Origin of the sequence: Cupriavidus sp. BIC8F (assembly GCF_032465815.1) — a bacterium.
GTDB lineage: Bacteria > Pseudomonadota > Gammaproteobacteria > Burkholderiales > Burkholderiaceae > Cupriavidus > Cupriavidus necator.
In genome coordinates, this window is record NZ_CP136095.1 from 2,085,518 (window position 1) to 2,105,378 (window position 19,861).

A 19,861-nucleotide genomic window follows, 5' to 3' on the forward strand; every position below is an offset into this window, starting at 1 on the left:
CTGACGCGGCGCCTTTGCGTCTGGCGTCAGCCCTCCCCCCACAACCCGTCATGACCCGCATTGTCCGCATCGCCCTCCACACCCTGGCATCCGCAGGCCTCATGTTCCTGAGCACCGCGCATGCCACCGACATCGACTGCGATCCGTCAGCCACCGCTGCCAGCGCCACGCAGGCGCAGCGCCTGATCTGCGAATCCGCGCTGTTTTCCATGGGCTACCAGCGCATCTATGCCGAGCAGCAGCGCCTGCTCAAGGCGCGGGCAATCACTGAGGCGGACATTGCAGCGTTCCGCAAGAAGCGGGACCGTTGCGATTCGGCGTCCTGCCTGGATACGGTCTTCCGGGAATGGAATGCGTTCGCCAGCCGGGCGCGGGTCCCTTGACTGGAGAGCCACAGCGCGCAGTCCTGCCCGCGCGGACTCAGAAAGCGCTGGCTGGCACAGCGCCGTGGCCGGCAGGGCCGGCCTTGCCTTTCCGGACCCCGGATGCCAGGGCGCGGATGGCGGCTTCGCGGGAGTTTCCGATGCGCTTGTGCGCGGTCTCCAGGACCGCATCGATGTCCCGCCTGGTCACGGCGCGCTGCAGGGCACGCCAGGTCTTGAAGGAATTCTCCAGCGACCCGGGACGGGATGCGAGCCCCAGCCGCACATAGCGCAGGACCCGCAGGGAGATCGAGTTCAGCAGCTCCCCGACCAGCCGGTTGCTCGACAGGTCTGCCATGGCCATGTTCGCCAGGAAGGTCACGCTGATATAGGCATCCACGGATTCCTCGACAGCCTTGCCGAGCCGCGGCATGAATTGCCCGAATAGCGCATCAAGCGCGTCCGCGCGCTCTTCCATCAGTTGCCTGAGCAGAATCGCAAACAGTGCGTCCCGCACGACGTAGATATCCCGCAGATCCTGGGCATTGGGCTCGGTGACAATGGCGCCGCGCCGCGCGCGGAACTCGATCAGCCGCTCCCGCTCCAGGATGCGCAAGGCCTCGCGCACAGGAGCGCGGCTGACCTCCAGAACCTCGCTGATGTCTTTCTCAAGCAGGCGTTGGCCTGCGTGGATCACGTCGATCGTGATCAGTCCCGCCAGCCGCACCGCAATCTGGTCAGCGACTGATGCCGACCAGTCGCGTCCATGCATAAGCGCCTGCTCGACCGCCAGCGTGACCGGATTCTGCGGTGTTTGCGGCGCAAGCAGCAACTGCAGTTCTGGCGTGTTGGTAGTCTTGAGTCTGCCCATGAGGGGTAAATCCTTCCGATTATTGGGGAACCGGTCGGGTGCTGCCCTCGATCGGCGCTGCACCGCTCGCAGCGTCCAAGATCTTACCTTACGTGGCGTATCGGGCGGATGGCCGAGTGTGGCATTTCGGTCGGTGCAGGCTAAGCAGTCGTCTTTCGGCGTGCTGTGCCGCGTGTGGCCCGGCTCTCCTTGGGGCTGCAGCCAAATTGCGCGTGATACCAGCGCGAGAATCCGCTCGGCGCGGAAAAACCGAGTAGCGTCGCCACCTCGGTCAACGGACGATCGCTTTCGTTGACATGACGCGCGGCGAGTTCCGTGCGGATGTCGTTGACGATCGACGAGAAGCTCTGTCCCTCTTCCGCCAGCCGGCGCTGGACCGTGCGGCACACCACGCCAAGGTGGTCCGCCACTTGCTCGATGCTGCAACGTCCGCTGGGCAACAGCAGCAGGACAATGCGCCGCACGTCCTCAAGCATTGTCGCCTGCTGCGACATCACAGACGCGTCTATCAGCTGCTGCGCGTAGCGCGCCATGGCCGGATCGGCAGACGGGTTGCGTGCATCGAGATCGGCCTTCGCGCAGATGATGCAGTTGAAGTCATAGTCGAACTCGACGCAAGGGCCAAAAAACCGTTGGTGCGTACTAAGGACCCTAGCAAAAATAACTTGAACAGTTGTCCTCGCGTCTATACGATGCGCACATGGATATCAGCGAGGCAGTCGAAGCGAAGTTTCGGGCCCTGCAGGCGCGCCTTGATGAGGCGACGTTGCGCCTATGGGCCGCCGCCGAAGCGCGCAGCCTGGGGCGTGGGGGCGTGAGTCTGGTGGCCAAAGCGATAGGCATCTCGCGCACCACGATCTATGCGGGACTGGCCGAACTCGAAGCGGCCGGTGGAGCGACGCGGGACATGACGGCCAAGCGCATTCGTGCCCCGGGAGGCGGGCGCAAGAGGCTAACTGAGCTCGATGCGAGGTTGTTGGAGCACCTGGATGCACTGGTGGAGCCGACCAGCCGGGGTGACCCGATGTCAGCACTACGATGGACGTGCAAGAGCACCACCCGTCTGGCCGAAGAGCTCAACCGGCTGGGGCATCGCGTGAGTCAGCGCACGATCTGCGATCTGCTGACGCAGACGGGCTACAGCTTGCAATCGGTGCGCAAGACACGCGAAGGCGCGCAGCACCCCGACCGCGACGCGCAGTTCCACTACATCGCCGACAAGGTGGCGCAGTATCAGCGCCAGCGTCAGCCGGTCATCTCGGTGGACACGAAAAAGAAGGAGCTGATCGGCGATTTCAAGAACGCTGGCCGCGAATGGCAGCCCAAGGGCCAACCCGAGCAGGCGCGTGTGCACGATTTCATCGACGATGAACTGGGCAAGGTTGCCCCGTATGGCGTCTATGATGTGACGGCCAACGAGGGCTGGGTCAGCGTGGGCATCAACCACGACACCGCCGAGTTCGCGGTTCAAAGCATCCGTCGCTGGTGGCTGGAGATGGGCCGTCCGTTGTATCCGAAAGCCAGGCGACTGCTGGTCACCGCCGACTGCGGTGGCAGCAACGGGTATCGTGTGCGGCTGTGGCGGGTGCAGTTGCAGCGACTGGCCGACGAACTCGGTTTCGCTGTGCAGGTGTGCCACTTTCCGCCGGGTACGAGCAAGTGGAACAAGATCGAGCATCGCCTGTTCTGCCATATCACGAACAACTGGCGCGGCCGACCGCTGTTGACGCGTCAGGTGGTAGTGAACCTCATCGGCAGCGTGAGTACCGCTGAAGGGCTGAAAGTGCGTGCGGAACTGGACGAGAACATGTACGACGCAGGTATCAAGGTCAGCGACGCCGAACTCGCTGCCGTGGCCATTGAGCGCGACGAATTTCATGGCGAGTGGAACTACCGCATCAAACCTCGAACATCTCGTCGCAAGACGTAATTGTTCAAGTTATTTTTGCTAGGATCCTAAGGTCGCGCGGCGCCGGGTGCTCGAAGCACACACGCCGCGGCTCCCAGTCTGGCTTGAGAAGCTGGCGTATCAGCCGCACCATTACGCCCAGCGCCAGTTCAACCCGTTGGCGCGTGGGCTGATGTGCACTGCCAGCGATGACCGCCTCGCGAATAATGACCAGTTCGCCGCACTCCTCTACCGCCAGCGACAGCGCACCGTTGAGCAACGCCTGATAGCGCATCAGCATGCGAAGCGAGTCGCGCAGCGTCGCCTGGTCGCGGATCAGCAATCCTACGGCCCCAAGATTCGACAACAGCCGCGACTCGGCCATGCACAGGCCGAAACTCTCGTTGCCAGACAGGGTTGCTGACGCCTGCAGCAGTCGTCCGACACGCTCCACCGGAATCATGAGGTCCGGCTCTTGCAGCACGCCCGGACTCAACCCCGCGTCAAGGAGCATCCGCACCGGGTCCAGTCCGGCGGCTCGGGCGACCTCGCTGTAGTTGGTGAGGGCCGCAGCGCGGACAAGTGACGACATTGGAGGGCGGAGTAGAACATTGACATGGAATGATAAATCCCAGTCATGTACTGTCAAGCGGGAGAAACCCGTCACATCCAGACTCGCAAGGATCGATCGGCCTAATCGGCAATAGGAGACAGCGTTCATGATTCAGCACCTCAAGGCGGCACCCGCATTGGTCCGCGCAACTTCTCTGGGCAATTCGATCCAGGTGGAGCAAGTCACTTGCACGATCGGTGCGGAACTCAGCAACGTCAACCTCGGCGCGGCTGCCGAAGACGACCAGCTGATGGCAGAAATCCGTGCCCTGCTCCTCAAGCATCGCGTGCTGTTCTTCCGCGACCAGGACATCACGCGCGCGCAGCACGTGGCTTTTGCACGCCGCTTCGGCGAGCTGGAGGACCATCCGGTGGTGGGCAGCCATCCCGATTACCCGGGACTGGTTCAGATTTACAAGACCCCGGACAGCCCTCCCGAACGCAACGAGAATTCCTGGCATACCGATGCCACCTGGCGCGAAAAACCACCGCTGGGCTGCGTGCTGCGCTGTATCGAGTGCCCGCCCGTGGGCGGCGACACGATGTGGGTCAACATGGTCGAGGCCTATAACCAGTTGCCCGAGGAGATCAAGACGAAGATCGCCTCATTGCGCGCGCGCCACGGCATCGAGGCCAGCTTCGGCGCCGCCATGCCGATCGAAAAGCGTCTTGCACTGAAGGCTCAGTACCCCGATGCCGAGCACCCGGTTGTGCGCACCCATCCGGAAACCGGAGAGAAGATCCTGTTCGTCAACGGAAGCTTTACGACGCACTTCACCAACTACAACGTGCCGGACAACGTGCGCTTCGGGCTGGACAAGGCGCCGGGTGCCAGCAATTTGCTGAACTACCTGGTCAGCCAGGCCACCATCCCCGAATACCAGGTGCGTTTCCGCTGGAAGAAAAACAGCGTTGCGTTCTGGGACAACCGTTCAACCCAGCACTACGCAGTGATGGATTACCCCCCGTGCCACCGGAAGATGGAGCGCACCGCCATCATCGGTGACGCGACTTACTGAAAGATCGACGTGATCGGTCTGGCATCTGACTCCCGCTTCTGGCTATGGCGAGTGGCCGCAGGCCGAAGCGTTCATGCGCAAACGCTCGTGATCAGGCTTCACCAGGGCCTGCCGCAACGGTAGTCACCCAGCCAGTTGCGCGGCCAGGTGACTGCCGTATTACTCTGGCTGGTAGTTAATGGACTTCAGCAGCGCGGCCTGTTGCTGGTATGCCTGCTTCAGGTCCGCCATCATCTCTTCCGAGGTGACGGCATTCCCCTGCTCCATGCCCATATCCTTGACGCGGTTCTGCACTGCGGGTTGCTTGAAGTACGCCAGCGTCGCCTCGCGGATTTTTTGCTGGACTGCCGGAGCGACATCCGGGCGCGACCACACGGCGAACCAGCCTGCCTGCGCCAGCTGCGGGTAGCCGAGCTCCTTGAACGTAGGCACATCCGCCAATGCGGCGATTCGGCTTGGATAGGCCACCGCAATCGCCTTGATCTTTCCCGCCTTGATCAGCGGCAATGAGGTAGTCACCCCATCGAACATCAGCGGCACGTGGCCGCCCATCAGGTCGTTCAATGCCGGAGGAGAGCCCTTGTAGCCAACATGCCGCATTGGCACATGGGTGAGTTGCCCGAGCAGTATGCCCGAGGTGTGGCCCCTCAATCCCGCAGCGTAAGACGCGAAAACCAGGCCATCCTTTTGCGATTTGCCGTAGTCCACCAACTGCTTCAGGTTGGATACAGGCACATCCTTGTTGGCAACCAGCACCAACCCCGTGCGGCTGACCTGGGCCAGGGGCTTCAGGTCGGCAAAGGGCTTGTAATGGACCTTGTAGGCCAACGGCGCTTCGCTCACGACGCCGCCCTGAATGACCAGAAGGGTATGACCATCCTTGCCGGTGGCCTGCAAATCGCTGATCGCCAGCGCGCCGGCAGCACCGGGCTTGTTTTCTACGATAACCGGCTTGCTCCATGCCTTCTGCAGGCCTTCCGCCAGCAGCCGCGCCAACGCGTCGGCGCTGCCGCCGGCAGGCCCCCCCACCACCAGGCGGATCGGCTTGCTTGGCCAATCCTCCTGGGCCTGAGCCACGGGCATCCCACCGACGACGCCAACACCGATCGCCAAGGCGTATCCGCGCCACCATAAGTTATTGGTCCGCTTCCTCATGTCTGTACCTCTTGATTGCCGTCTTTTCTCCATTCTCGGATCGCCCCGCGTCAACCGGCTTGACCGATCACGACAAGTTGTTGTCGATTCGCGCAAACAGAGGGAAAACCCTGCCCGCGGTATCGGCCACACGGCAATTGAGGTCTTGAGGGTCCACGGCAGCAAGGCGAAAGAACGGGACGCATACCGCCGCGGGTCCCGCCTTCGGCACTCACATGGTGGGTCCAGGGTGCCCGGCCGTCAGGTCCCCCAAGGGCTTTTTACATGCATTCGGCCTTGCGCAGGAAGCCCTGGTGGCCACCGTTACGATTGGGTGCGAAGCCATTCTTCTGAAGCGTCTCTTCCACCGTGTCGTAGAAGACCCCAAGCTGCAAGATCTCCCGGGTCTGCTGCGCCGTCGCGATGGGGCGACCAAATTCGCCGGCGATACGCACCAGTTGCCTGATCTGCTCGACGGTGCTCATCTTGCCCGTGCGGGTCTGGTTCCAGAGTACGTCCTCGATGCCGCACCGCACATGCAGGCCCAAAGCCATGCCGATCATGTTGATGGGAAGCACATTCAGCACCGAACTCTCCACCGTTACCACGGCTCCGTCCGGCACAGCTCGCAGGATGTTTGCCAGGTTGTAGATGTTCGCCTGATCCATGCCGCCGCTGATAGCCACCCAGTTCATCACCAGCGGGCCCTTGTAGACGCCGCGGCGAATCATCCGCTCAATCGTTTCAAAGCTGTTGATGTTGTAGCACTGAAACTCACTCTGGATTCCGGCGGCTGTCAGACGTCGAACGTGCTCCTCGAACCAGCTGGGATTCGAGGGCACGACCATGTCCTTGTAGGTATCGTAGAGGTGCGCGAACCCTCGCGACACCCCCTTGAAATCATCCACACCGGCATGCTCCGTCACATTCATCTGCGAGGTGTTGACGGTCACCGTCACCTGGTCGGGCTTCGGATCGAGTTCGGCCAGCATATGCCGCGTGTCATCGCTAAGCCATTTGGCGGCTTGCCCCTCTTCAGGCGCGAAGCTGATAGAGCCTCCCACCTGGATGACCATTTCCGGACAGGCCTTGCGCACGCCGGCGATCAGCTCATTGAACTTGGACAGGCGCTTGCTGCCCTTGCCGTCCTCTTCGCGCACGTGCAGATGCAGCACTCTCGCACCGGCTTCATAGCAATCCACCGCCTTCTGGATCTGATCCGCCATGGTGACAGGGATATCTTCCGGGAAGTCTGACGGGATCCAGCCCGGCGCATAGGGAGCGGCGGTGATGATCAGAGGCTGCTGGTTCTCGGGATACAGGTGGCCGTCAAGGAAGTTCATGTTGATGGATCTCCAGGTTGAGATGCGAATCTTGAGAATGTCGAATTGGATGAGAGCGCTGCTTCGTGCTGTCAAATCACGAAAATGGACGAGCCGGTGGTCTTTCGCGACTCCAGGTCCCGGTGTGCCTGCACCGCATCCTCCAGGGCATAGCGCTGATTGATCCCGATGCGGATGCGGCCAGCCGCCACGTGGCCGAACAGCTCGCCGACCAGTTCCGCCTTCTCGGCAGGATCGGCGATATAGTCGGCCAGGCCCGGGCGCGTCAGGAATGCCGAGCCTTTGCGGGCCAGAATTGCCGGATCGAACCCGGTGACCGGGCCGGAGGCGAAACCCACGCACACCAGCAGGCCGCGACGCTTGAGGGAGTCCAGCGAGGACATGAAGGTGTCCTTGCCCACGCTGTCGAAGACCACGTTCACGCCCACGCCCTCCGTCAGTTCCCGCACGCGCCTGGCCACGTCCTCATGGCTGTAGTTGATCGTGTGGTCACAGCCGTGGGCGCGCGCCACTTCGGCCTTGGCATCGGTCGAAACCGTGCCGATCACTGTCAGCCCCAGCAGTTTGGCCCACTGCGAAACAATCAGGCCGACACCACCTGCCGCGGCATGCAGCAGGATGGAGTCGCCCGCCTTGAAGGGGTAGATCCGGCGCATCAGGTAGGCCGCTGACAAGCCCCGCATGGTCATGGCCGCCGCGACTTCGCAACTGATTGCCTCCGGCAGCCTGATCAGCGGATCGGCAGAGATCAGCCGCTCCGTGCTGTAAGCGCCCAGCGTGTTGGTAAATCCCGTATAGGTGACACGGTCGCCGACCGCCAGATGGGTGACGCCGGCACCGACGGCCTCGATCACGCCAGCGGCCTCGTTGCCGATGCCGCTGGGCAGCGGAACCTTGTAAGTACCGCTGCGGAAGTAGGTATCGGCAAAGTTCAGGCCTGCCGCCACATGGCGGACGCGGACCTCCCCCGGTCCGGGCTCACCAACGCTGCCGTCCTCAAAACGAAGGACGTCGGGTCCGCCTGTTTCGTAAAACTTAACCAATTTCGCCATGTCGTCTCCTGTGCTCTATCGAATATGACCGTTCACCTGCGGATCGCCGCTTGAGTTCGCCAAAGGACAAACCGGTTTGGTGACGCAGTGGATCGGTTGATGTCTGAGTGTCTTTCTCGACGATTGAATCATCTGGCAAGGCGCAACGTTCCGCTTTACCTTGCACGCCTTGAACTTGCCTTCTTGTGACAAGGATCCGCTGGTGCAGGTGCGCCAGCTCCTATTCGTCGACCTTGATCCCTGCGTCGTTGGCGATCTTCGTCCAGACTTGCAGATCGTTCCGGACAATCTCGCCCAACTGCGCGGAGGTCTTTACCGGAGGTGGCTCGAAGTTCAGTCTCTTCATCAGCGCCGCGATCTCCGGCAATGCCTGCACCTTGTTGGCCTCATCGGCCAGCCGCTTCACGATCGCCGGACTGGTTCCGGCCGGCGCGAACATGCCGAACCATCCCACCGTATTGAACTTGTAGCCCTGTTCACTCATCGTCTTGACGTTGGCAAGCTGAGGCGAGCGCACGTTGCCGACAATGGCAACGCCACGCACTTTCCCCGAACGCAGGAACGGAACCGCCACGCTGGGATCGGTCCAGCCGATCTTCAGCACCCCCGAGGAAAGCTCGGTGAGCAGCTGACTGGATGTCCGATATGCGACGTGCTCGGTCTTCATGCCGGTCTGCTTCTTCAGCCATTCCATCGTCAGGTGCGCGGACGAGCCGGTGCCCCAGCTGCCATAGCTGTACTTGTCCGGATTGGCCTTCACCAGCTCGATCAGTCCTGGCAAGTCGTGCACCGGCAGATCCGGGCTCACCAGCAGCAACACCCCACCCGCAGCTGTCTGCGCGATCGGCACGAGGCTCTTCCTTGCCTCCTGGGATACGGACTTCATGACGGCCGGCGCAACCACCATGTTGGATGCCGTTGTGTAGAGAATCGTGTAGCCGTCCGGCGCCGCCTTGAGAACGGCATTGGTCCCGATCACCCCGCTGCCGCCCGGCCGGTTCTCCACGACCACAGCCTGCTTCAGCGATTCGGAAAGGCGTTGCGCCATGGCCCGCGCCAGCGCATCGGTTCCCGACCCGGGAGACGACGGAACGATCATTTGAATCGGGCGCGCGGGCCAGGCTTCCTGTGCCTGCACCGGTCCCGGCGCGCACAGTGCAATGATTGCCCCGGCGCACAATGTGATGGCGAGCAGCTTGTTCAGTGATGACATCGTCGTCCCCATTCTCTGTCGACTATTTCCCAGCCTGAGAAGTGCTGCCAGCCCGCACCACTGTGCGGCAAGCGATTTCTACCGGCTCAGGCTATCGTGCGGCCAATCATAGCAGCCGTATTTTTTATTGTCGACATGAATATATTGGCTTGTCGTGAGGTGCCGGAATCGACTCAGTCCGATCTCTTTCCCGTCGGCGCCGTGCCCTCCGCCGCAGGCGCCTCGAAGGCGTCGAACGTCAAGTCGGGGGCGCTGGTGTTGTGACGCGACCGGACCGTACGGCCGAATCGCACCGCGGTCGCCTGCATTGAAGTGACGGCCATCACTGGCTTCCTGATGGCCTCACCAGCCGGACCGGTCGTCCAGGTGACCTCGCTCGCGTCTGCATTGTCGTCGGCAACATACATGGAACGCAGCATCGCAAAGGGACGTTTCGCGTCATAGGCCGGCAGGAACCGGACATCGAGCGCCGTGCGCATGTCGCTGATTTCAGTGATCGTGACCGTTGCCTGGCCTCCTTCCGTGAAATGCAGCCTGAAGGCCAGGGGTTGCGGCTCGATTTCTATCCGCGCGATGTTGACCACCGGGCGCCCCTCCTGCTCTACCGGCCCCAGCAGGAACGAAGAGCCGTACGCATTGACACCCAGATGGCGGGCCGGCAACGGTTTCGCCCGCCAGTAGCCATCGGCGGGATAGAGCACCAGGACCTCGGTACGCGTCCGGCCGGATTTCCGGAACACCTGGATCAGGTGAAAGCCGGCATCGGCCCTGCCCGCTACCGTGACCGGGACCCGATGTGGCCGCCAGAAGCTGGCGAACGTGATGCCGACAATGGCAATGTTCCTGTCGTCATGAAGGATGACCGTGCGCGGCACGAAGACATGACGCGGATCAGTCGGGTGAGGCGTCTTGCCGAAGTTGCACCCGGAGAAATCCGGCGCGGAGCTGTCAATGCGGATGGCGTTGACGTAGGGGGGATGCAATGCCTGGATCCGGAACCTGCCAACCGCGGCGGCGGACAGGGCGAACAAGACATTATCTTCTTCCGCACATTGGCCTGGCGTGCTGAAGTTCTCGACCTCCACGGCCAGCCGCTGCGCGCAAGCCGGCACGGAAAGCAGCGCCAGGCACAGGGTCGCGACCAGGCGCGTTGCGCGCATGACAGGCTCCGTGAACGGGAACGAGCCGGGAACCCGTTCCCGCCGCTGCGGGCCCGTGCCTACTTGGTCCTGGGCGGCACGATCGCCGTGCCCGCGTCTGTCGTGCGCTCATGCTGCATGGTCGGCATCATATTGCTGTTCAGGTGGAACATCACCCATAGCGAACCCGTCAGCGCGATCACCACCAGCACCAGCGTGAACATCAGCGACAGCATGTTCCAGCCGCCCTCCGACCTGGCGTTCATGTGCAGGAAGTAGATCATGTGCACCACGATCTGCACGGCGCCGATCAGCAGGATGACGATGGCGGTGGTGGACGACTTGTCGAACACCTTTCCCATCACCAGCCAGAACGGGATCGCGGTCAGGAAGACGGACAGCACGAAGCCCGTCAGATAGCCGCCCAGCGTGGCGTGCGGCCCCACTTCCTCGTCATGTCCATGGCTGTGTCCGTGGCTGTCCAGCGTTTCGTCGTGCGCGCTCATGGCAACGCTCCCATCAGGTAGACGAAGGTAAAGACGCCGATCCAGACGACGTCGAGAAAGTGCCAGAACATCGACAGGCACATCAGCCTGCGCTTGTTGGCCGTGATCAGCCCATGCTGCGCCACCTGGGTCATCAGCACGATCAGCCAGATAATGCCGCACGTCACGTGCAGCCCGTGGGTGCCGACGAGCGCGAAGAACGAGGTCAGGAACGCACTGCGCTGCGGCCCTGCGCCCTCATGGACCAGGTGCGCGAACTCATAAAGCTCGACCGCCAGGAACCCCGCGCCGAAGATCCCCGTGATGGCCAGCCAGATCTGGGTGCCGGCGATGCGGTTCTGCTGCGTCTGCAGCATGGCGAAGCCGTAGGTGATCGAGGACAGCAGCAGGAACGAGGTGTTCAGCGCCACCAGCGGCAGCTCGAACAGCTCTGCCCCGCTCGGTCCTCCCGCATACTCCCGGCCCAGCACGCCATACGCGGCGAACAGGCACGCGAATACCAGGCAGTCGCTCATCAGGTAAAGCCAGAACCCGAGCAGCGTCCCGTTCTCCGGGTGATGGTCTTCGGGCAGGTAGAACTGGTAGCCTCCAGGCGGGGCCGTGTCCGCGGCGGCGGTGCCGCTCACATGGTTGGGAAAGGTCGTGTCAGCCATGGCCTGCCATCCGTTGTGTGCGCGCCGCCTCGGTCTGGACCACCAGATCGGCCGGGAGGTAGTAGTCGCGCTTGTAGTTGAACGTATGGATGATCGCGCCGATGATCGTCGCCGCGAACGCTGCCGCAGCGAGCCACCAGATGTGCCAGATCAACGCGAAGCCGCAGAGCGTGGAGAACCCCGCGAGCACGATGCCGGCCGCGGTGTTCTTCGGCATGTGGATCGGAATAAAGCCCTGCTGCGGCCGCGCATAGCCATTCTGCTTCATGTGCCACCAGGCGTCGGTGTCGTGCACCACCGGCGTAAAGGCGAAGTTGTACTGCGGCGGCGGGGATGAGGTCGACCATTCGAGCGTGCGGCCGTTCCACGGATCGCCGGTCAGGTCCCGAAGCGCCTCGCGGTGGATGAAGCTGACCACCAGCTGGACCAGGAAACAGGCAATGCCGATGGCGATCAGCAAGGCGCCGAACGCAGCCAGCTGGAACCAGGCCTGGTACGTTGCGTCCTCGAAATGGCTCATGCGCCGGGTCACGCCATGCAGCCCCAGCCAGTACAGCGGCATGAACGCAAAGTAGAAGCCGACCAGCCAGAACCAGAACGATGCCTTGCCCCAGGACGAGACCAGGCGATAGCCGAATGCCTTCGGGAACCAGTAGGTGATGCCTGCCATCAGGCCGAACAGCACGCCGCCGATGATCACGTTGTGGAAATGCGCGATCAGGAACAGGCTGTTGTGCAAGGAGAAGTCAGCGGGCGGCACCGCCAGCAGCACGCCGGTCATGCCGCCGATCACGAACGTGACCATGAAGCCGATGGTCCAGAGCATCGGCGGCTCGAAGCGGATCTTGCCGTGGTACATCGTGAACAGCCAGTTGAAGATCTTGGCACCGGTCGGGATCGAGATGATCATGGTGGTGATGCCGAAGAACGAATTGACGCTGGCGCCCGATCCCATCGTGAAGAAATGGTGCAGCCAGACCAGGTACGACAGCACGGTGATCACCACCGTGGCATACACCATCGACGCGTACCCGAACAGGCGCTTGCGGCAGAACGTGGCGACCACTTCCGAGAACACCCCGAACACGGGAAGCACAAGGATGTACACCTCCGGATGGCCCCAAATCCAGATCAGGTTCACGTACATCATGGCGCTGCCGCCTTGCTCGGCGGTGAAGAAGTTGGTGCCGGCGTAGCGGTCCAGGGCAAGCAGCGCCAGCGCCGCGGTCAGCACCGGGAACGCGGCGATGATCAGCACGTTGGTGCACAGCGCGGTCCAGGTGAAGATCGGCATGCGCATCAGCGTCATGCCGGGCGCCCGCATCTTGACGATGGTCACAAGCAGGTTGATTCCGGACAGCAAGGTCCCTACCCCGGCTACCTGCAGCGCCCAGATGTAGTAGTCGACGCCGACGTCAGGGCTGTGGATGATGCCGGACAACGGCGGATAGGCCAGCCAGCCGGTGCGCGCGAACTCGCCCACGAACAGCGACATCATGACCAGGATGGCCCCGCCCGTGGTCATCCAGAAGCTGAAGTTGTTCAGGAACGGGAAGGCCACGTCGCGGGCGCCGATCTGCAGCGGCATGACGAAGTTCATCAACCCCGTGACCAGCGGCATGGCCACGAAGAAGATCATGATCACGCCGTGCGCGGTAAAGATCTGGTCGTAGTGGTGCGGCGGCAGGTAGCCAAGGTTGTCGCCGAACGCGACGGCCTGCTGGATGCGCATCATGACCGCGTCGGCAAAGCCCCGCAGCAGCATCACGATGCCCAGGATCACATACATGATGCCGATCTTCTTGTGGTCGATGCTGGTGAACCATTCCCGCCACAGGTAGCCCCAGAGGCGGTAGTAGGTAAGCGCCGCGACCAATGCGCCTCCGCCGAGCACCACCACCAGGAAGGTGCCGAGCAGGATGGGTTCATGCAGCGGGACGGCCTCCCACGAAAGTCGGCCGAAGATCAAATTGGCGAGTTCCGAGCGCTCGGGCATGTTTGTCACCTGGGGCCTGAATTAACCAACCATGGCCGATGGGGCTGGCCAGTACCGCAAGGGAGGATCCGGATCCGCGCCTTACTGCAGCAGCACCCGGCCGTCATTGCGCGCGAACACGGGTGCTGTGGCCGGGGTGTTGCGCGCAGTGCAGACCGCGCCGGACGGGTCGAATTTTCCGCGGCTGCGGTCAAGCGCCATGGTGTCTGCCATGCACGGCCCGCCACCCACGCAACGGTTCAGGATCAGGTCGTATAGGCCTGGCGCCACGTTGGCATAGCGTTGCACCGCCTCGCGTTCGCTGGGCTGCGCGAGCTTGAGGTAGGTGTCCGTTGACAGCCCCTGGCCCGATGCCTTGACCTGCTGGATCCAGCGCTCGAAATCCTCGCTCGACAGCCCGTGGAACTTGAAACGCATGTGCGAGAAGCCCGCGCCGCTGTAGTTGGCGGAGAAGCCTTCATATACGCCGGACTTGTTGATCACGGCATGCAGCTTGGTTTCCATGCCGGGCATGGCGTAGACCATGCCGGCCAGCGACGGGACGAAGAATGCGTTCATCACCGAGGTGGCGGTGATGCGGAAAGCGATGGGACGGTCGACCGGTGCAGCCAGCTCGTTGACGGTGGCGATGCCCTGCTCGGGATACAGGAACAGCCACTTCCAGTCCATCGCCACCACCTCCACCGTCAGCGGCTTCACGTCCACCGGCACCGGCCGGCCTGGTTCGATCCGCGTCAGCGGACGGTAGGGATCGAGCTGGTGGGTGCTGACCCAGGTCACGGCCCCCAGCGCGATGATGATCAGCAGCGGCGCGGACCAGATCGCCAGCTCAAGCACCGTGGAGTGGTCCCAGTCGGGGTTGTAGGGCGCGTCGGTTGCGCTTTCCCGATAGCGCCACGCGAACAGCAGCGTGAGGATGATCACCGGAACGATGATCAGCAACATCAGGCAGGTGGCGATGAGGATCAGGTCGCGCTGGCGCACGGCCATGTCTCCGGATGGCGCAAGCAGCACTGCATTACAACCGGCCAGGCACGCCAGCATGACTGCGGCGGCACACCGAAGCAGTAACCTTCCCTGCACACGTCTTAGCGGCACTACAGCGTCGAAGCGGCCCATAGTCTCGGATGTGGCGTCTGAGGAATATCGGCAAACTGCCGGTGAACCCGCCTTTCGTTTTTCTATGGCAGTTTAGGCGCTATTCTTGTGAGTGCGAGACTTAAGAGCCAATTTCATCCGAATGGGGTCGGCTCCACGTGCAGTATCGAAGCACTCCTGCCAGAAGGAGACTTGACGATGGCCAGCCTCACCCACCAGCATCGCGCATCGCCGACTGCACCTCCGGCGCCCGGCCACCACCAGGTGGCACCCGCCGAGATCGCCACCGGGGTGGTGATCGGACGCGCCTCGGAGTACTTCGACTTCTTCGTGTACGGCATCGCCTCCGTGCTCGTCTTCCCGGCGGTCTACTTTCCGTTCGCGGGCGAGCTGGCCGGGCTGCTCTACAGTTTCACGATCTTCTCGTTTGCGTTCATCGGGCGCCCGTTCGGCACCGCGCTGTTCATGCGCATCCAGCGGCGCTGGGGCCGGGGCATCAAGCTGACGGCGTCACTGTTCCTGCTTGGCACGGCCACGGTGGGAATTGCATTCCTGCCGTCGTACGCGTCGATCGGTGCCGCGTCGATCTACCTGCTGGCGCTGTTCCGCTTCCTGCAGGGGATTGCGTTCGGCGGGTCGTGGGACGGGCTGCCGTCGCTGCTGGCGCTCAACACGCCGGAGAACAAGCGCGGCTGGTATGCGATGGTGGGCCAGCTCGGAGCGCCCACTGGCTTTATCATCGCCAGTTCGCTGTACCTGTTCCTGCATGCCAGCCTGACCCCGCCTGAATTCATCGAATGGGGCTGGCGCTATCCGTTCTATGTGGCCTTCGCCATCAACGTCGTGGCGCTGTTTGCGCGGCTGCGCCTGGTGGTGACCCATGAGTACACGCAGCTGCTTGAAGAAGACGAGCTGGAGCCGATCAGCACCTTGCAGATGGTGAACGCGCAAGGCTTCAACATCTTCCTGGGGGCCTTTGCAGCGCTGGCCAGCTATGCGCTGTTCCACCTTGTCACGGTGTTCCCGCTCTCCTGGGTGATCCTGCACCGCACACAGGACATCTCTGACGTGCTGGCCGTGCAGATCGTGGGCGGCTTCATCGCGTTCATCGGCACGCTGCTTTCCGGCTGGATCGCGGACCGCATCGGCCGGCGCACCACGCTGTCGGCAATGGCCGTGCTGATCGGCATCTTCAGCCTGGCAACGCCGTGGCTGCTCGGTGGCGGCGCCACCGGCCAGGACACCTTCATCCTGGTCGGCTTCGGCCTGCTGGGCCTGTCGTACGGGCAGGCCGCGGGCGTAGTGACGTCAAACTTCGAACGCCGTTTCCGCTACACCGGGGCCGCCCTGACCACCGACTTCGGCTGGCTGTTCGGCGCCGCCTTTGCGCCGCTGGTGGCGCTGGGCCTGTCATCGCTGTTCGGCCTGGCGGCGGTCAGTCTCTACCTGCTGTCTGGCGTGATCGGCACCCTGGGAGCGTTGCGCATCAGCCGCGCGCTCGGGACACCTGACCAATGACTACGGTCATGGCCTGCGCAAGGCCATGACGAATCCCCTGCGACGGGCGGGCTGATTCGCCGCCCGATGTCTCCCTCCCCTTCCTTGCTTGCTGGCCTCTGCCAGGCTGCCTGACTCTTGGCGCCTGGCGCCCCGGTGCCGTTCATCAGACTTGCTCCGCGAAACCCCGACCTTCAGGGCGGGGAGTGAAAGGAGTGCTGCCGGCAGCAAGCAATCCCAATTTAGAATGACCGGCATGCTTCTCGTCTATCGCTACCGGGTGAAGTCGCTGAACGGCCTGCTCAATCAGCAGAGCCGCGCGGTGAACTACGTCTGGAACTTCTGCAATGACACGCAGAAGCACGCGCTCAAATGGGGCAAGAAGTGGCCCACGGGCTTCGATCTGAACGTGTTGACGACCGGCAGCAGCAAGGAACTCCGTATCCATTCCGGCACCATCAACGCGGTTTGCGAGCAGTACGCCAAGTCGTGCAGCCAGCACCGCCGGCCGTACCTGCGCTATCGCGGCCGCAAGTTCCTCGGCTGGGTGCCACTCAAGGGCCGGGATCTCAAACGTTCTGGCGACGCATTCCGCTTTGCTGGCAGCACGTTTCGCGTGTTCAACTGCAGGCCCCTTCCCGAGGGCAAGATCAAGGACGGCACGAATTTCTCCCGCGACGCGCGAGGCAACTGGTTCCTGAACATCGTGATTGAAGTTGCCGACACCCAGGCCCGGTCCCCGGCACGCGGCGTCGGCATCGATCTTGGCCTGAAGAACCTTGCCACGCTTTCCACTGGCGAGAAAGTCGCAAAGCCACGTCACCTTGGCCAACTCGAGCAAGCCCTTGCCAAGACCCAGCGGGCGCGAAAGATACGACAGGCGACGAACCTCCACGCGCGCATCAAAAATGCACGGCGTGACTTCCTTCACAAGCTCTCGCATCGCATCGTGCGGGACTTTGACTACATTGCGGTGGGGAATGTGAATGCCGCCGGCCTCGCCAGGACCAGCATGGCGAAGTCCGTCCTCGATGCGGGCTGGTCGTCCTTCCGCACAATGCTCGCGTACAAGGCGATTGCGCATGGCGCGTGGTACGAGGAAGTCGACGAACGTTTCACCACCCAGGTTTGCTCTTCGTGCGACGCGATGCCGCCGGAGAGGCCGAAAGGTATCGCAGACCTTGGAATAAGGCAGTGGGTATGCAGTCGATGCGGTGCTGTACATGATCGCGATGTGAACGCTGCGCTAAATATCCTTGCCCGATCGGGACATCGATCGCCTGCAGAGGGAATCCCCACTCTTTAGGGAGGGGGAGGATGTCAAGGCGGATAATGCGCTTTTCACAAGCGCCCCTCTCCATGCACGCAAGCAGCAACACCACTGGACGCATCGACTGGACAACCCTGTTCCTGCTTACCTTCCCGCCACTGAGCTGGGCCGGCAATGCCATCGTCGGCCGCCTGGCCGCCGGCACGGTGCCACCCATCACCCTGAACTCTGTGCGCTGGGTGCTGGCCGGGCTGCTGCTGGCACCCTTTGCCTGGCGTGGCGTGATCGAGCACCGCGCGGCACTGCGCCGGCACGCCGGCGTAATCACCGCCCTGGGCGTGCTTTCGATCGCCAGCTATAACGCCCTGCAGTACCTGGCGCTGACCACCTCGACACCGATCAACGTGACGCTGATCGGCGCATCCACGCCGCTGTTTCTGATCGTGATCGGCGCGATCTGTTTTGGCGAACGGGTGAAGCCATGGCATGTCGCCGGGGCGCTGCTGTGCATGGTCGGCGTGACCTTTGTCCTGGTACGCGGCGAGCTGGGCCGGCTCGCCCAACTGGACCTGGTTGCCGGCGACCTGTTCATGCTGGCCGCCACCATCGCCTGGAGCGGTTATACCTGGTTGCTGCGCAAACAGCGCCCCTCCGTGCCCCTGCCCGTGCTGCTGTTCGCGCAGATCGTCACCGGCGTACTGGCAAGCGCTCCCGTGACGGCATGGGAGCTGATGACGCTGGACCAGCCCCTGCAATGGAACGGCAAGGTTGCCGCCATCCTGCTCTATGTAGCAACCATTCCTTCGCTGCTCGCCTACTTTGCCTGGGACCGCGCCATCGCCCGCGCGGGCGCTCAGTTGCCGGTGTTCTTTATCACCCTGACACCGGTGTTCGCCGCCCTGCTGTCCACGCTGCTGCTGGGCGACTGGCCCCGCTGGTACCACGCAGTGGGGCTGGCCGCGATCGCGGCGGGGATCTGGCTGGCGCAGCGGCGTTGAGGGGGGCGGCCGGTCCACGCCAGGGAACAGGCATGCCCCGGGTGTTTCAATCCTGAATCAGTCTTGCCGCGGCTGCACTAGCCTGTTTGCAGGATGGGCTCGCGCCCCCTGGTGCACTACCCTCGCAGTAGAGCTCACACCACTGAAGCCGGGGGGAATCATGGGTGAACGGAATCCGCGCGGGCGACATGCGTCGGCTGACCTTGCACTATGCGAGGCGCCAGCAGAAGACATCGAAGCTGAATCAGCGCCACTGCGGCGCACACAGCAACCCAGGACAACGCCCGCGGTGCATCCCGGCACTTCCGACCCGTCTTTCATAGCTGGCCGCCGGGAGCCTCCTGCCGCAATGGGCCGGCTCACGGGTGCGGACGATCCGATGCTGGGCTGCCTGCTGTTGCTGAACCGGGCCTTGCAACGGACGGTGCCTTCAGCGGTCCTGCTGGAAGGGCTGCCGCTGGACGGGCAGGCCCTGACGTTGCCGCTGCTCTGCGCCGCGGCGGCGCGCGCCGGCTTGTCGACCCGGCTGGCGGAGCGCGAGCTCGACGATATCCCGGATACCTCGTTGCCGGCCATCCTGTTGCTGGACAAGAACAGGCCGTGCGTACTGCTGCAGCGCTGTGAGCACGGACGGCTCCTCGTCGCCCTGCCAGGTTGGGGCGGTGGGGTGCAGGAAGTCAGCCGCGAGGAACTGCTGGCCCAGTACAGCGGGCACGCTGTCTTCGCGCAGCCCGCGCTGCAAGCGGACGTGTCAGCGGCTACGGAGCCGGCACAGCCGTGCCCGTTGCCCGGCGACGCGATGCGGCCATCATGGCGGCGCCATTGGGAGCGGCTGCTTGCCGCGACGCTCAGGGTACTATGCCTGCGGCGCAGGTTGCCGGCTGCAGATGTGGCCCGCGCTGGTGGCTAGTCAGAGTCCGGCCAGATAGGCGCGGCTCTGATGACGCATCAGGACGTCGGCGATGCCGACGTGTTGCCCGAACTGCTCGACCAGATCCCCACCGATAGGTCATGTTGAGCGGAAACCGCACGTCGTAGCGGTGGCCGATGTCCCCGGTCAAGCCGGCCAGGGCCCTCCGCGATCCGCACTGTCCCGGTATGCAACAGGTCAAGCCGAACGGGCTGCACGCAGTCGTTCACCATCCCAGGCACCACGGAAAAAGTGAAAGGAGGCAGGACAACTAGCCCTGCCTCCGCTCAGTTGCGCGTC

The 19,861-nt window shown here is 63.1% G+C and carries 17 protein-coding genes and 2 pseudogenes; 7 read left to right on the forward strand and 12 right to left on the reverse strand.

Annotation, left to right across the window (positions count from 1 at the left end):
- Window positions 1-50: 50 nt before the first annotated feature.
- The gene (locus tag RS901_RS29615) at window positions 51-383 is read left to right on the forward strand and encodes a hypothetical protein (protein WP_316154068.1); all 333 of its coding nucleotides are present in this window, start codon (window positions 51-53) and stop codon (window positions 381-383) included.
- Window positions 384-420: 37 nt separating this feature from the next.
- Here the strand turns inward: RS901_RS29615 and RS901_RS29620 are convergent, their stop codons facing one another.
- Together RS901_RS29620 and RS901_RS29625 are read right to left on the reverse strand one after the other, a co-directional pair.
- Entirely contained in the window at window positions 421-1,194 is a 774-nt protein-coding gene (locus tag RS901_RS29620) for a GntR family transcriptional regulator (protein ID WP_316154069.1), read from the reverse strand.
- 179 nt (window positions 1,195-1,373) lie between these two features.
- Window positions 1,374-1,886 (reverse strand): annotated as a pseudogene (locus tag RS901_RS29625) (helix-turn-helix transcriptional regulator); the annotation flags it as partial.
- 47 nt (window positions 1,887-1,933) lie between these two features.
- Here RS901_RS29625 and RS901_RS29630 point away from each other — a divergent pair.
- Window positions 1,934-3,163, forward strand: coding sequence for an ISAzo13 family transposase (locus tag RS901_RS29630; protein WP_316149395.1), 1,230 nt, complete (start codon window positions 1,934-1,936; stop codon window positions 3,161-3,163).
- A gap of 28 nt (window positions 3,164-3,191) precedes the next feature.
- On the opposite strand, the pseudogene RS901_RS29635 reads toward RS901_RS29630, so the two are convergent.
- Window positions 3,192-3,713: pseudogene (locus RS901_RS29635) on the reverse strand (AraC family transcriptional regulator); the annotation flags it as partial.
- A 127-nt stretch (window positions 3,714-3,840) separates the two neighbouring features.
- On the opposite strand from RS901_RS29635, the gene RS901_RS29640 reads away from it, so the two are divergent.
- On the forward strand, window positions 3,841-4,752 hold the full coding sequence (locus RS901_RS29640; RefSeq protein ID WP_316154070.1) for a TauD/TfdA dioxygenase family protein: 912 nt from the start codon (window positions 3,841-3,843) through the stop codon (window positions 4,750-4,752).
- A gap of 159 nt (window positions 4,753-4,911) precedes the next feature.
- On the opposite strand, the gene RS901_RS29645 is transcribed toward RS901_RS29640, so the two are convergent.
- From RS901_RS29645 to cyoA, 9 genes are all read right to left on the reverse strand, one after another.
- Entirely contained in the window at window positions 4,912-5,907 is a 996-nt protein-coding gene (locus RS901_RS29645) for a tripartite tricarboxylate transporter substrate binding protein (RefSeq protein WP_316154071.1), read from the reverse strand.
- Between the two features lie 260 nt (window positions 5,908-6,167).
- Entirely contained in the window at window positions 6,168-7,229 is a 1,062-nt protein-coding gene (locus tag RS901_RS29650; protein ID WP_316154072.1) for a 3-keto-5-aminohexanoate cleavage protein, read from the reverse strand.
- Between the two features lie 71 nt (window positions 7,230-7,300).
- Window positions 7,301-8,281, reverse strand: coding sequence for a quinone oxidoreductase (locus RS901_RS29655; RefSeq protein ID WP_316154073.1), 981 nt, complete (start codon window positions 8,279-8,281; stop codon window positions 7,301-7,303).
- A 220-nt stretch (window positions 8,282-8,501) separates the two neighbouring features.
- Window positions 8,502-9,494, reverse strand: a complete 993-nt coding sequence (locus RS901_RS29660; RefSeq protein ID WP_316154074.1) for a tripartite tricarboxylate transporter substrate binding protein — start codon at window positions 9,492-9,494, stop codon at window positions 8,502-8,504.
- A gap of 173 nt (window positions 9,495-9,667) precedes the next feature.
- Window positions 9,668-10,654 (reverse strand): hypothetical protein, encoded by a 987-nt coding sequence (locus RS901_RS29665; RefSeq protein WP_316154075.1) that lies wholly within the window; start codon window positions 10,652-10,654, stop codon window positions 9,668-9,670.
- Between the two features lie 59 nt (window positions 10,655-10,713).
- Window positions 10,714-11,139: a cytochrome o ubiquinol oxidase subunit IV gene (gene cyoD, locus RS901_RS29670; protein WP_316154076.1), complete on the reverse strand. Its 426-nt coding sequence runs from the start codon at window positions 11,137-11,139 to the stop codon at window positions 10,714-10,716.
- Window positions 11,136-11,792, reverse strand: a complete 657-nt coding sequence (cyoC, locus tag RS901_RS29675; protein ID WP_316154077.1) for a cytochrome o ubiquinol oxidase subunit III — start codon at window positions 11,790-11,792, stop codon at window positions 11,136-11,138. Before cyoC ends, cyoD begins: the two co-directional genes overlap by 4 nt.
- Window positions 11,785-13,788, reverse strand: coding sequence for a cytochrome o ubiquinol oxidase subunit I (gene cyoB, locus RS901_RS29680; RefSeq protein WP_316154078.1), 2,004 nt, complete (start codon window positions 13,786-13,788; stop codon window positions 11,785-11,787). The genes cyoC and cyoB overlap by 8 nt, the downstream gene beginning before the upstream one ends.
- Before the next feature lie 81 nt (window positions 13,789-13,869).
- Window positions 13,870-14,907, reverse strand: a complete 1,038-nt coding sequence (cyoA, locus tag RS901_RS29685; RefSeq protein WP_316154079.1) for a ubiquinol oxidase subunit II — start codon at window positions 14,905-14,907, stop codon at window positions 13,870-13,872.
- A gap of 177 nt (window positions 14,908-15,084) precedes the next feature.
- Between cyoA and RS901_RS29690 the strand changes: the two genes are divergently transcribed.
- The 4 genes from RS901_RS29690 (at window position 15,085) to RS901_RS29705 (ending at window position 19,561) form a co-directional block, all read left to right on the forward strand.
- Window positions 15,085-16,404 (forward strand): MFS transporter, encoded by a 1,320-nt coding sequence (locus tag RS901_RS29690; protein WP_316154080.1) that lies wholly within the window; start codon window positions 15,085-15,087, stop codon window positions 16,402-16,404.
- Between the two features lie 235 nt (window positions 16,405-16,639).
- Window positions 16,640-17,689, forward strand: coding sequence for a transposase (locus RS901_RS29695; protein ID WP_316157320.1), 1,050 nt, complete (start codon window positions 16,640-16,642; stop codon window positions 17,687-17,689).
- Window positions 17,690-17,742: 53 nt separating this feature from the next.
- On the forward strand, window positions 17,743-18,651 hold the full coding sequence (locus RS901_RS29700) for a DMT family transporter (protein WP_316154081.1): 909 nt from the start codon (window positions 17,743-17,745) through the stop codon (window positions 18,649-18,651).
- Window positions 18,652-19,000: 349 nt separating this feature from the next.
- The gene (locus RS901_RS29705; RefSeq protein ID WP_316154083.1) at window positions 19,001-19,561 is read left to right on the forward strand and encodes a cysteine peptidase family C39 domain-containing protein; all 561 of its coding nucleotides are present in this window, start codon (window positions 19,001-19,003) and stop codon (window positions 19,559-19,561) included.
- Window positions 19,562-19,861 lie beyond the last annotated feature (300 nt).

What these genes read in the sequence shown, in the direction of transcription:
- RS901_RS29615 (WP_316154068.1), top strand. Translation starts at nt 51, where the DNA reads ATGACCCGCATTGTCCGCATCGCCCTCCACACCCTGGCATCCGCAGGC.
- RS901_RS29630 (WP_316149395.1), top strand. Translation starts at nt 1,934, where the DNA reads ATGGATATCAGCGAGGCAGTCGAAGCGAAGTTTCGGGCCCTGCAGGCG.
- RS901_RS29640 (WP_316154070.1), top strand. Translation starts at nt 3,841, where the DNA reads ATGATTCAGCACCTCAAGGCGGCACCCGCATTGGTCCGCGCAACTTCT.
- RS901_RS29645 (WP_316154071.1), bottom strand. Translation starts at nt 5,907, where the DNA reads ATGAGGAAGCGGACCAATAACTTATGGTGGCGCGGATACGCCTTGGCG.
- RS901_RS29650 (WP_316154072.1), bottom strand. Translation starts at nt 7,229, where the DNA reads ATGAACTTCCTTGACGGCCACCTGTATCCCGAGAACCAGCAGCCTCTG.
- RS901_RS29655 (WP_316154073.1), bottom strand. Translation starts at nt 8,281, where the DNA reads ATGGCGAAATTGGTTAAGTTTTACGAAACAGGCGGACCCGACGTCCTT.
- RS901_RS29660 (WP_316154074.1), bottom strand. Translation starts at nt 9,494, where the DNA reads ATGTCATCACTGAACAAGCTGCTCGCCATCACATTGTGCGCCGGGGCA.
- RS901_RS29665 (WP_316154075.1), bottom strand. Translation starts at nt 10,654, where the DNA reads ATGCGCGCAACGCGCCTGGTCGCGACCCTGTGCCTGGCGCTGCTTTCC.
- cyoD (WP_316154076.1), bottom strand. Translation starts at nt 11,139, where the DNA reads ATGAGCGCGCACGACGAAACGCTGGACAGCCACGGACACAGCCATGGA.
- cyoC (WP_316154077.1), bottom strand. Translation starts at nt 11,792, where the DNA reads ATGGCTGACACGACCTTTCCCAACCATGTGAGCGGCACCGCCGCCGCG.
- cyoB (WP_316154078.1), bottom strand. Translation starts at nt 13,788, where the DNA reads ATGCCCGAGCGCTCGGAACTCGCCAATTTGATCTTCGGCCGACTTTCG.
- cyoA (WP_316154079.1), bottom strand. Translation starts at nt 14,907, where the DNA reads ATGGGCCGCTTCGACGCTGTAGTGCCGCTAAGACGTGTGCAGGGAAGG.
- RS901_RS29690 (WP_316154080.1), top strand. Translation starts at nt 15,085, where the DNA reads ATGGCCAGCCTCACCCACCAGCATCGCGCATCGCCGACTGCACCTCCG.
- RS901_RS29695 (WP_316157320.1), top strand. Translation starts at nt 16,640, where the DNA reads ATGCTTCTCGTCTATCGCTACCGGGTGAAGTCGCTGAACGGCCTGCTC.
- RS901_RS29700 (WP_316154081.1), top strand. Translation starts at nt 17,743, where the DNA reads ATGCACGCAAGCAGCAACACCACTGGACGCATCGACTGGACAACCCTG.
- RS901_RS29705 (WP_316154083.1), top strand. Translation starts at nt 19,001, where the DNA reads ATGGGCCGGCTCACGGGTGCGGACGATCCGATGCTGGGCTGCCTGCTG.